9 protein-coding genes are annotated in these 12,401 nt (G+C 64.3%); all 9 read left to right on the top strand.

The features are described 5' to 3' along the window. Positions 1–1,380, top strand: coding sequence for a CpaF family protein (locus A9762_RS20415; protein WP_069343838.1), 1,380 nt, complete (start codon positions 1–3; stop codon positions 1,378–1,380). Further along, positions 1,377–2,303, top strand: coding sequence for a type II secretion system F family protein (locus A9762_RS20420; RefSeq protein WP_069343839.1), 927 nt, complete (start codon positions 1,377–1,379; stop codon positions 2,301–2,303). Before A9762_RS20415 ends, A9762_RS20420 begins: the two co-directional genes overlap by 4 nt. A 47-nt stretch (positions 2,304–2,350) precedes the next feature. Next, a complete protein-coding gene (locus A9762_RS20425) occupies positions 2,351–3,382 on the top strand; it encodes a type II secretion system F family protein (RefSeq protein ID WP_069343840.1) in 1,032 nt (343 codons plus the stop codon). Positions 3,383–3,384: 2 nt separating this feature from the next. Further along, positions 3,385–4,455 carry a tetratricopeptide repeat protein gene (locus tag A9762_RS20430; RefSeq protein ID WP_069343841.1) on the top strand — a complete coding sequence of 357 codons (1,071 nt, stop codon included), beginning with the start codon at positions 3,385–3,387 and terminating at the stop codon, positions 4,453–4,455. A gap of 86 nt (positions 4,456–4,541) precedes the next feature. Next, positions 4,542–5,132, top strand: coding sequence for a DUF3613 domain-containing protein (locus A9762_RS20435; RefSeq protein ID WP_240493648.1), 591 nt, complete (start codon positions 4,542–4,544; stop codon positions 5,130–5,132). A gap of 6 nt (positions 5,133–5,138) precedes the next feature. After that, positions 5,139–7,265, top strand: a complete 2,127-nt coding sequence (locus tag A9762_RS20440) for a pilus assembly protein TadG-related protein (protein WP_069343843.1) — start codon at positions 5,139–5,141, stop codon at positions 7,263–7,265. A gap of 226 nt (positions 7,266–7,491) precedes the next feature. Then, a complete protein-coding gene (locus A9762_RS20445) occupies positions 7,492–8,898 on the top strand; it encodes a sigma 54-interacting transcriptional regulator (protein WP_069343844.1) in 1,407 nt (468 codons plus the stop codon). A gap of 343 nt (positions 8,899–9,241) precedes the next feature. After that, entirely contained in the window at positions 9,242–9,967 is a 726-nt protein-coding gene (locus tag A9762_RS20450) for a DUF2968 domain-containing protein (RefSeq protein WP_069343845.1), read from the top strand. A 363-nt stretch (positions 9,968–10,330) separates the two neighbouring features. After that, entirely contained in the window at positions 10,331–12,223 is a 1,893-nt protein-coding gene (locus A9762_RS20455) for a potassium transporter Kup (protein ID WP_069343846.1), read from the top strand. The last annotated feature ends 178 nt before the right edge of the window (positions 12,224–12,401 follow it).

The raw sequence follows: 12,401 nt of genomic DNA on the forward strand, positions 1-12,401 counted from the left end.
ATGACCGACTCCATCGAATTCGCCGACGACAAGCGCGCGTTTGCCAATTCACAGCAGTTCCAGGACATCAAGACCGCTGCGCATGAACATCTGCTTGCGCGCATCGAGGAACTCGGCGCCGAATTCGGACGCTGGAGCCGCAGCGCGATTCAGCAGTTCGTCGATCTGGAAATGGACGGCTTCGTGCGCTTGCGGCGCATTCCGATCAACGAGGCGGAGCTTCGTCAGATTTCCGATGCGCTGACGAAGGAACTGGCCGGCTTCGGTCCTATCGAGGACTTGCTGGCCGATGCGGCCGTCGAAGACATTCTGATCAACGGCTACAACGACGTGTATGTCTCGCGTCGCGGGGTGCTCGCGCGCGAAGCGCTGCGCTTCTCGGACAACCAGCATCTGCTGCGTATCGTGCGACGCATTCTCGCGCCGATCGGGCGGCGTCTGGATGAATCGAACCCGATGGTCGACGCGCGCTTGCCTGACGGCGGGCGTCTGAACGTCGTGATCGAGCCGCTGGCGGTCGACGGGCCCGTCGTCTCCATCCGTAAGTTCCGCAAGGATCCGCTCAAGCCGTCCGATCTGCTGGCGCTGGGCAGCTTCAACGAGGAGATCTACACGCTGCTGGAGGCGGCGGTGCGCTCACGCTGCAACATTCTGGTGTCCGGCGGTACGAGCTCGGGCAAGACGTCGCTGCTCAACGCGCTGGCGAGTTTCATCCCGGCGACCGAGCGTGTGGTGACCGTCGAAGACACGGCCGAACTCTCGCTCAATCACCCGCACGTGGTGCGACTGGAGTCCCGCCAGGGCGGCTTCGACGGTTCCGGTGAGGTGACGATTCGCGATCTGATCCGCAACAGCTTGCGGATGCGTCCCGACCGGATCATCGTGGGCGAAGTGCGCGGCTCGGAAGTGCTGGAAATGATGCAGGCGATGAACACCGGGCACGAAGGCTCGATGGCGACGATTCACGCCAACTCGCCGCGTGAATGTCTTTATCGTCTGGAGATGCTGGCGGGCTTCGCCGGCTTCCAGGGCAGCGAGAGCAGCCTGCGCCGTCAGATCACGAGCGCGCTCGATTTCATCGTGCAGATCGGCCGCCTGTCCAACGGGCGCCGACGCATTCTGTCCATTACCGAAGTCACCGGTGTGTCCGATACGGTGATCTCCACACAGGAATTGTTCCGCCACGAATCCGTCATCGGCCCGGACGGTGAGGAGAAGGACAAGTGGGTGTCGCTGGGGCTTCAGCCGCATTCGCCCAAGCTGCAACGCTTCAAGGAGCAGACGCGTAATGCCGCTGCGGCCGCTGCCGCACAGTCGCCGCAAGGCAACGTACCGCCGGATTCGGGCGGCGGCGGTGGTTTCTTCGGACGCCGTCGATGAATCCCTTCGTGCTGTGGGCCGCCTGTATTGCCCTGCTGCTGGTCGCGGCAGGGCTGGAGCTGTGGCGTCGCACGCATCAGCGCGTGCGCGAGCAGGCGACGAGCGCGTTCCTTGAGCGTCAACTGGCGCAGAACGCACCGAGGTTTGCCGGCGGCGATACCGCAGGCGACGTGCGTGCGCCCCGTCGCAAGTCCCTGCCGTGGGAGTTCTTCTTCGAGCGGGCGGGCGTGCAGACCGATTCGACGTTCTACGTCATGCTGATCGTGCCCGGCGTGTTGCTCACCCTCGGGTTCTGGATCTGGCAGGGGCCGCTCTCGGCCATCGTGATCCTGATCGTCTATGCCGTGGGCGTGGTGATGCGCTATTGGCTCAAGGCGGCGCGGCGGCATCGCGACATCGTGCGTCAGTTGCCGGTGTTCCTCGACGGCATGGTCCGCATGCTCACGGTCGGCAACAGCCTGCCGGCGGCGTTCCAGTCGGCCGCAGGCAATGCCGATCTGCCGTTGCGTGAATTGCTGGAGCGCGCGGTGCGTCAGGTGCAGGCCGGGGTGGACTTGGATGTAGCGCTCAAGCAGATTGCCCGCGTGTATCAGGTGGACGAAATCTATCTGTTCGCGTCGGTGGTCGATCTCTCGACGCGCTTCGGCGGCCGTGCCGACCAGATTCTCGCGCGCATGTCGGGCTTCATGCGCGACCGTGAGCAGGCGCAGGCGGAGTTGTTCGCGCTGTCGTCGGAGACACGCATGTCGGCTTGGGTGCTCGCGGCGTTGCCGATTGTCGTCAGTGCGTTGCTGATGTTGCTCAACCCGAAGTTCTTCGAGCCGATGTTTCAGGAGGGAGCCGGACAGAAGCTGCTGGCCATCGGTCTCGGGCTGGAAGTCCTCGGTGGATTCGTGTTGTACCGGCTGGCCAAATCGTTGTGAGCGGCGCACCGCGTCGCTAACCCTCGCCAAGCGCAAGGATCTTGCATATGAACCTTTCGTCCCTGTCGGCCGATTCGCAAACGTGGATGATGCTCGGCCTGCTGATGGTCGCGGCAGGTCTGCTGCTGGCGGCGTCGGCCATTTTGCTGCGCGCGGTGCGCCAGGGACGCAACGAACGAGTGATCGATCAGGTGCTCGCGAATCGTCAACAGCAGGCGCTCGCGGCGCTTCGTGCGGCGTCGGCACCGGCGGGCGCGCGTGTGCGATCGGATGATGAGACGGACGAGTCTCTCGATAGCGGGCAGCGTGGCTGGCGCTCGCTCCTGGACCGGGCGGCAGCGCTCGGCAAGCAATGGTCGGAAACGCGCCTCGGGCAGAATCTGATCGCGGCGGAAGACCGCCTGCTGCTCGCGCAATGCGGCTACGACAGCGTGCGCGCCAAGTCGTTGTTCATCTTCTCGCGGGTGGCGTTGGCGGTGGTGCTGCCGTTGCTCGTCTGGTTGTGGTTCCCGGGGGGCGGCGGCATCGGCACGATACTGCGCCTGATCGGGGCGGCCGGGGCGGGATTGCTTGCGCCGAAGTTCTACATCCAGCGCAAGGCGGCACAACGTCGTCGCGATCTGGTCGACGAATTACCGCTGCTTATCGACTTGCTGCGTCTGTTGCAAGGCGTGGGGTTGTCGATGGATCAGAGTCTGTACGTGGTGGTCTCCGACTTCCGCGAAGTGCTGCCGATCCTGTCGAAGGAGTTCGAAGCGGCCAATCGTCAGTACGCATCGGGACGCGGCCGTGAGGCGTCGATGGGTCGCTTGCGCGAGGTCTACGACAACGACGATCTGCGCGCGCTGGTGCGGCTCATCGTGCAGGTCGAGCAGCACGGCGGCGCGGTGCAGGAACCGTTGCAACAGTTCAGCGACCGCTTGCGCGAGCAACGTCGTCAGACGATGAAGGAGCGCATTGGCAAGCTGACCGTAAAGATGACGCTGGCCATGATGCTCACGCTGCTGCCCGCGTTGATGCTCGTGGTGGCAGGGCCGGCGATTCTGTCGCTGACCAAATCCATGGAGGCCATGAATTGACCATGCCGATCCAGACGCAATACCTCACGCGCGAGCCGTCAGGCCGCGTGAGTCGGAAGGCTTCGTCGCTGCGCGCTGCGCTGTGCCTCGGACTGAGCGCGGCGCTGCTCGCCGGATGCAGTAGCGGGCCGACGCTGGGCGGTTACGGCGCGCCGTCGGCCGCTGCGCTCATGCAGGCGCAACAGAACGACGAGGAGCGGGCCAAGGCCGCGAAACCCGATACGCGCGAGTTGTACCTGTCGATGATTCGTCAGTCGCAGGAGCAGGGGTCGTACTTCGCCTCGCTCGCGCACATCGAACAGTTCCGGATTCAGTACGGCTCCGCACCCGACGTCGACATTCTGCGGGCCGATGCGCTGCGCGAGACCGGGCAACCGGAGCAGGCCGAGCAGGCCTATCGTGCGCTGTTGGGGAGCAGCGAGGCTGCCGCCGCATGGCATGGCATCGGCTTGGTGGCGGCGCAGCGCAAGGATTACGCGGGTGCCGCTCAGGCGCTGCGCGAGGCCGTGAGCCGTGCGCCGACCGAGGCGTTCTATCTGAGCGATCTCGGCTTTGCGCTGCTGAACAACGGCGACGCGGCGGGCGCGCGCGTGCCGCTCGCGCAGGCGGCCGAACTCAGGCCTGACAGCCGCAAGGTGCTGAGCAATCTCGCGGTGTATCTCGTCGTGACGGGAGACCGTTCGCGCGCCGACGACATGATGACGAACGCCAAGATGCCGCAGCCCACGCGCGACGCGATTAATAAGCTCGCGGCCGACATCCGCGCGAACACACGGGCGCGCAAGCAGGCAGCGGACGCCGCAGCCGCACGGGCGGCGGCTCAGGCGGCGGCGTCGCTCGTGCCACAGGCGGCGCCGGTCGCGACGACGGCCTCGCGTGCCGATGCCGGTGGACCCGTGGTGGTGCGTCTGACGCCTGGGGCGGCGGATGCGGTGCAGAGCGCGACGACGCAGCCGCAGCAGCAGGCACCCGCGAAGGCTGCGGCGTCCGACGCCAAGCTCGCGCGCGCAGGCGAGTCCACGCGCAGCGACATGCCGACGTCGATGCTGGATCGTTTTGCGCACTCTCAGTAAGGCGCTCGGACCGGGTTGACCGGGCGACAACGGTGACAAGAGCAGTCCATGTGTTGCGAATCACGCAACCTTAGGGAGAGAGAATCATGGCAGTCCAGAAACTTCAGCGACACCCGGGGATGCGCACGGTGACGGCCATGCAGGTCGGATTGGCCGTGTTCACGCTGTGGGCCGGAGCCGCCACCGCGCAGGGCAACACGCCGCTCACCGGATCGATGGGCAGCGCCGACGCACGCGCCGTGGCCTCGCCTTCCACGGCTCAGGCCGTACAGGTCGCACAGGCGTCGCCCGCAGCCGATACGACGCAGCAGGCGCCCGCCGCGCAAGCGGCAGCACCGGCGCCCGTTCAGGCGGCCCGCACGCCGACCAATGTCGTGCGCCGTACTACGCCGCCGCGCGTTGGTGAACACGCCCGCGATGGCATGCTGGGTGACGAGACGGAAGCGTTGCTCGCCGTGCAGGGCAACAATCTTGCCGCCGGACCCGGGTTGCCGATGCTCGGCGCTACCGCGTCGCGTGCTTATCGTCGCTATCTGGAAAGCTTCAATTACGCGATCCCGGCGTTCTTTACGACGATGGTGCAAAGCGATAGCGGAGGCGGCGGTGGAGGCGGTGGCGGTGGGGGCGGCAACGTCGGCACCAGCGGAAGCTCGGCGGGGGCTGGCGCGAGCCAGTGATGCGTCATGAAAGCGCGTGCGCGTGTGCGCCCCACGAAGTCCACGACGGTAGCGCCATCGGCCGGAGGTGACCGGCGCTCAGGGTGGCTGCCGGCGCGTCAGCGCGGCTCGGTGCCGATCCTCGCCTTCATCTTCCTGATCGTGGTGCTGATTCTGGCGTTTGCGATCGACGCCGGCTACGCGTTCATGAAGCGCCGCGACCTGCAACGTACGGCGGACATGGCGGCGCTCGCGGGGGCGCAGACGCTGCCAGGGTGCGCCAACGCTACGTCGTACGACACGGTCGCACGAGCGAATGTCACCTCGAACCTCGGTAGCAACGTGACCGGGCTGACCATCGCGACGTCCTGCGGTATCTGGACTTCGCCTGCGGCGTCGTCCAGCACGCCGGGCACGTTCGTGGCGGCGACGTCGGCGAATGCGGCAAACGGTAACGCGGTGTCTGTCTCGCTGACGCTGGGCGTGCCGTCGTTCTTCCAACTGGCGGGCACGCGCACGATTGCCGCCAATGCCATCGCGCGAAAAGCCCCGGCGGTCGTGACGTTTACCGTGGATTCGGGCCTGCTGGCGCTCAATGCCAACAACTCGGTGCTCGCGCCGCTGCTCAACGCGGTCGGGATCACGCCGTCACTGTACGTTGGCGCCGCGCAGCAACTCGTGGGTGTGAACATCACGCCCAAAGGACTGTTGCTGGCGCTGGGTGTGCCGGTGACGGGGGACGTGAGCGTGGCGTCGCTCTCGGGGGTGGCGGCTGTGAAGAACCTCACTGTGGGCACGCTGCTGAGTGCGACGAATACGGCGCTCGCCACGCAGAACGGGGCGTTGTCGGCCTCGGTCACGGCGATGAACAACCTCATCAACGTGTTCGCGAACAGTCCGGTCCTGAATTTGCCGATCAACCTGCTGGGGACCGCGACGTCGCCCGGCATCATTGCGAACATCGACGCCGCCGGGGTGAGCGCCGCGAACGCGCTGAGTGCGAACGTCGGCATCTCCGATCTGATTACGGCCGCCATCATCGGCGCGAACGGCAACAACGCCGTGGCCGTGCCGTCGCTCTCGATTCTCGGCGGGACGGTGTCGGTCGTGGCGCGAGTGATCTCGCCGCCGCAAATCGGCGTCGGAGGCGTGGGCGCCACGGCGACGAACGCGCAGGTGCGGCTGTTCCTGACGGTCAACTCGGCGGCGTCGTCCGCCGGTCCGCTTGCCGGGATTCTGAGCGCCGTGGGCACGCAACTGAATCTGCCGCTGGTGCTTGAGGTGGCACAGTCGACAGCGACGGTCACGGCATTGCAGTGTGGCGCGACGCCCTCGACCACCTTGCAGGTCAACTCGGGACTGGTGAACGTGTGCGTGGGCGCTGCGGCATCCGGGGTGAATGTGCAGACCGATCCGCGCAGTTGCACAACGCTCATGACGCAACGCACGAACATTGCGACGCTGCTCGGCCTGATCAACGTCGGTGCCAACGTGAACTTGTCGCTCGTGACGAATTCGCCCGCGCCGATCACGTTTACCGGACCGTTCCCGCAGAAGGTCGGGCCTATCGGGTCGAGCGTGGATCTGAGTCAGATCGTCAAGGCGTTGCTGACCGGGCTCTCGCTCGACGTGAGTGCGGGCGGGACATCGACGTCAGGGACCATCGGCACGGGGCTGGTGAACAATGTGCCGTCGGCACTCGCGGGGTCGTCGATCTCGACAGTGAACAGTTTCCTGAGCACGGCCGCCGCCGGATTGAAGCAGACGACCAATGCGCTCGGCACGACGCTCGGCGGTGTGCTGACGCTCAATCTGCCGCAAGTGCTGGGCGGCGTGGGCGGGCTGGTGACGGGATTGGTCAACACGCTGGGCGGCATCGTCTCGGGGTTGCTGGGCGGCGTCACGGACTTGCTCTGCAATCTGTCGGGTAACGCCAACCAGTGCCGTATCAACGCTGTATCGGGATCGATCGGCACGTCGGATATCTCACCGGTGCTCGGCAGCGTGCTCTACACCTTGCTCAATCCGCTGCTCACGCCGCTGAGCAACGTGCTCAATACGCTGCTGTCGTCGCTGGGTATCACGCTGGGCATGACGACGGTCACGGTGGACAGCATCAACTGTCAGAACGGTCTGGTGCAGCTAGTGTATTAGCGGCGATCGAACGCGGGTGAGATCGCCGGAACAACGGTGGCCGACAGGATGCAGGGCGCTGTGTGCATGGCAGGATGCAAGGCGCAGTGGATGGCGCGATGGAAGACGAAGATGACGCAGCGAATCACGAACAAAACGATCAGTGATGCCCGAAATGGAGCCGGGCCGACGCACTGAACTTCACCATGACGGACGCCGGGGGGCGTTCGCCAACGAGCGGACAAGCATGAAAAGCAAGCCAGTACGTGAAGATCTCGATGTGTATGTGTGGGAGGGCAAGTCGGATATCGCAGACCGGGTGTCCCACTGTCTCGCGAGCTTCGACATGGAAGTCATTCGGGCGGACGGCGTCGATCTGTCGCGCGAGCGCACGCGCGCGCGTCCGTCCATCGCGGTGGTGAGCGTGTCGGTGATCGAGGGTGCGTCGACCAATGCGAACGAATGGCAGCTCGGCCACGGCATGCCGGTGATCTGGGTCGCGACGACGCCGCGCGAGAACGACGGACGGGTGTTCCCGCCGGAGTACAGCAACATCCTCACGCTCGACTTCTCCGGTGCGGAGCTGCGCACACTGATCTTCAAGCTGTCGGGGGCGATCGCAGAGGCCGATCAGGCGCCGGTGCCTACCGATCCGCTCGTCGCGCAGTCGAGCGCCATGCTCGGCCTGCTCGCCGAAGTCGATGCTTTCGCCGATTGCGATTCGAACGTGCTGATCCACGGCGAGACCGGCGTGGGCAAGGAGCGTATCGCCCGCCTGCTCCACGACAAGCAGAGTCATTACGGACGGGGGCCGTTCGTTGCCGTGAACTGCGGCGCGATTCCCGACGGTCTTTTCGAGTCGCACTTCTTCGGTCACGCCAAAGGGGCGTTCACCGGCGCGCTGTACTCGCACAAGGGGTATTTCGAACAGGCCAACGACGGCACGCTCTTTCTCGACGAAATCGGCGACCTGCCCCTGTATCAGCAGGTCAAGTTGCTACGGGTGCTGGAAGATAGCGCCGTGACGCGCCTTGGTTCGGCGCAGCCCGTGAAGCTCGATTTCCGGCTGGTCGCGGCGACCAACAAGCACCTGAAGTCGATGGTGCGCGACGAGTTGTTCCGCGCCGACCTGTTCTACCGTCTTGCCGTGATCGAGTTGCACATCCCCAGCCTGGAGGAGCGCGGGCCGGTCGACAAGCTGGCTGTCTTCACCGCCTATCTCGGCAAGGTCGTGGGCGATAGCGAGATCGGGGCGCAGGTCCCGGCGTGGCTGCGCGAACTGGTCGAAGGCGGCCTGTTTCCGGGCAACGTGCGCGAGATGCGCAATATCGCCGAGCGCGTCGGCATCATCTACCGGCAACTGGGCGGCTGGGACGAACGGCGCATTCGACCGATCTTCGACGCGCTGTCGATGGGCACGGTGGCGCGCGCCGACGACGCGTCGCGCGGCGGCGCAGCGGTGGGCGAGCGCGAACGTGCGCGCTGGGACGCCACCGAGCGGGCCCGTATCGTCGCGGCGCTCGACGCCAACGGCTGGCGACGTCAGGACACCGCCAACGCGCTGGGCATCAGCCGCAAGGTGCTGTGGGAAAAGATGCGCAAATACCAGATTCTCGGCAATGACTCGGAGCTGGCGAGCGAGTTTGAGGGCTGAGCCTGGCGCGGTCCAACGCCGAGGACAACGCGCTCTGCGTTGATGAAGTCTCGGCGTGGCGTTTTATGACGGGATTTTTCTGACAAGCAACTTCCGTCTGCCGGAAGTCCCGACGACCCTCAGTTGCGCCGTATCAACAGATGAAATTGCGGCGGCAGAATAACGCATTCCCTGCTTGGAAGACCGGGCCTCAATGGATAGAATTGTCGGCTATTGCGGGCATGCGGTTATCATTCCACAAATACGCAGGTATCAGATCCTCGGGACGGAGTCCGGGGTGGCGAATGAATGCGACGAATAAGGATCGTGAAACGATCCGGTCGATAACAGGAAAACAGATCAGATGAAAATCAGTGATTGCCGGGGGCGGTTGTGGTTGGGCGTGGGGGTGGCATGCCTGGCCGCCTGGGGGACGTCAGCAATGGCTGCCGACCCGGTCCGTGATGTGACTGGTGCGACGCCCGCGCAACTTGCAGCTCCGGCAGTGCCTGCACAATCGGCCAACGCGCCGGCGGCAGCATCGGGCACGATCCAGGAACTGCGCGATCGCATTCAGAACAAGGAAGTCACCGAATTGCGCACGACCTATAACGGTCGTTACGGCGCAAGCCTGCTGTTCTATCCGCAGACGCTGGGCTACTACGTGGCGCTGTTCCACGAAGGCCAGTTCTGGCGCGTGGTCAAGGTGAGCAATGAGAAGAAGGCCGAAGCGCTGTATGCCGACTTCGTCCATCAGACACAGGTGCTCGCCGATGTCGAGATCAACCGCATCAAGCTCGAAGCCCAGAAGGCCATGATCGAGCGTCAGTTGGCCGAGAGCGAAACGCGCCTCAATGCCGTGCAGAACGATCTCACTATCCAGCGTCAGCAGGAACAGGCGCTGGCGCAGAACCAGCAAGCCGTGCGTGAGCAGGCCGCTGCTCTCGAGACCGAGCGTAGTGCTGCGCGCATCCGCCTGAGCGACGTGCAGGGCCAGATCCGCTCGCTGGAAGCCCAGCAGAACACCGTGGATTCGGATCTCGTGCGTTCGGTGAAGGGTTCGTCGAAGAAGACGACGCGTCGCCGTTAAGCCGCGCATCGGACGTCCCAGCATGTGAGAAAGCCGCCTTCGGGCGGCTTTTTTCGTTTGATGGCGTGAATATCGGTACACGCAATTGCCGGGGCTGTCGACTCACGAATCGCGCATGTCCGGCATATGTCGCGCATTTGCAACTCGAATCGCGGTGCCGCGTGCGCGGACCAACGGCGGCAAGGGATGGGCAAAACCCTTGTGGCGCGGGACTGGTCACGGCGTCCGGCTCGTCATATCCTAGCGAGGCATGTCATGTAACAAGCCCGGCGATCAGGAACTGCCCGGGCTGGCGAGGGAACCGGCGCCCAGTTAGAATAGCGCCCATTTTGTGCAGCGCAATAAAGCGATTACCCAAACCTTATGACGCAAAACATTCGACACGGGCAGCGCCCTCAGGCCATGCCCGCGCTCATGGTGGCGGCCATCGGCGTGGTCTTCGGCGATATCGGCACCAGCCCGCTCTATGCGCTCAAGGAATGTTTCGATCCGCAGCACGGCATTCCGTTTAATCAACAAGCTGTGTTCGGCATCATCTCGCTGCTGTTCTGGGCGCTGGTGATCGTGGTTTCCCTGAAGTACGTCTTGTTCGTGATGCGAGCGGACAACCGCGGCGAAGGCGGCGTGCTCGCGCTCATGGCGCTCAGCCTGCGCAGTGTGAGGGCGGGCAGCCGATGGGCCTCCGTCCTGATGATGCTGGGGATGTTCGGCGCCTGCATGTTCTATGGCGACGCCGTGATTACCCCGGCCATCTCCGTGATGTCAGCGGTCGAGGGGCTGGAGATCGCCGCACCGTCGCTGTCACGCTTCGTGCTGCCGATCACAATCGTCATTCTGATCGTGCTCTTCTCGATGCAGAAGTCGGGAACCGCCAAGGTCGGACGTCTGTTCGGCCCGGTGATGGTGGTCTGGTTCGTGATTCTCGGCGTGCTGGGCGTGTACAACATGGTGCTCGCGCCGGAGATCGTGAAAGCCATCAACCCGTACTACGGCATCCATTTCATCCGCACTCACGCGTTGCAGGCCTACATCGTGCTCGGCTCGGTGTTCCTGGTGTTGACCGGCGCAGAAGCGCTGTACGCGGACATGGGGCACTTCGGTATCCGTCCGATTCGCTTCGCCTGGTCGGTGCTGGTGTTTCCTGCGCTGGCGCTGAACTACTTCGGTCAGGGGGCGTTGCTGCTGTCGAACCCGAAGGCCATCGAAAACCCGTTCTTCCTGCTCGCGCCGGACTGGGCGCTGTTGCCGCTGGTGATCGTGGCGACGGCGGCCACCGTGATCGCGTCGCAAGCCGTGATTTCCGGGGCGTTCTCGCTGACCAGTCAGGCGATTCAGCTCGGCTATGTGCCGCGCATGAAGATTCTGCATACGTCGGATCGTGAGATCGGTCAGATCTATATGCCGGTCATCAACTGGTCGCTGCTGCTGGTCATCATCTGGATCGTGCTGGCGTTCAAGTCGTCGAGCAATCTGGCGGCCGCTTACGGCATTGCCGTGACGACGACGATGGTCATTACGACCATTCTCGCGTGCGTGGTCATGGTCAAGGTCTGGAACTGGAACAAGTTCCTCGTCGCGCTCATCATCACAGGCTTCCTCGTGGTCGACTTCGCGTTCTTCGGCGCGAACCTGATCAAGGTGGAAGAGGGCGGCTGGTTGCCGCTCGCCTTGGGCGCTTTCCTGTTCTTCATGCTGATGACGTGGCACAAAGGCCGTCAGTTGCTGCGCGAGCGCACGGCCGCCGACGGTATTCCGCTGGCGCCGTTCCTGCAAGGTCTGCTGGCGCACCCGCCGCATCGCGTGGCGGGCACGGCCATCTACCTGACGGGCGGCAATACGCTGGTGCCGGTGAGCTTGCTGCACAACCTCAAGCACAACCGTATCCTGCATGAGCGCACGATCTTCCTGACGTTCCGCACGCTGGATGTGCCTTATGCCGAAGATGCCAGCCGTATCGAGGTCAAGGACCACACGGGCGGGCTGTACAGCGTGGTCGCGACGTTCGGTTTCAACGAGACGCCGGACGTGAAGGAAGTGCTGCATCTGCTCGAAGAGAAGACGGACATGCACTTCGAGTTGATGGATACGTCGTTCTTCCTCGCGCGCGAGACGGTCGTGCCGACCAAGCTGCCGGGCATGTCCATCTGGCGTGAACGACTGTTCGCGTGGATGCACCAGAACGCCGCCAAACCGACCGACTTCTTCAGCATTCCCGCGAACCGCGTGGTTGAGCTGGGGACGAAGATCGAGATCTGACGCGGCGTATCGCGACGCGGCGAAAACAAGGCGAAAAAAAGCCCGCTCAACTGAGCGGGCTTTTTTATTGGGAGGCAATGGACAGTGGCGGTGTGTCGCGATGGATCGCTCCTCGCGCGCCACCGCCGCTGTGACGCCTCGGCTTAGCGCTTGAGCTTGGCGAAGGCCGCTGCCATGG

The sequence above is a fragment of the Pandoraea sp. ISTKB genome (assembly GCF_001721285.1).
GTDB classification, from domain to species: Bacteria; Pseudomonadota; Gammaproteobacteria; order Burkholderiales; family Burkholderiaceae; genus Pandoraea; species Pandoraea capi.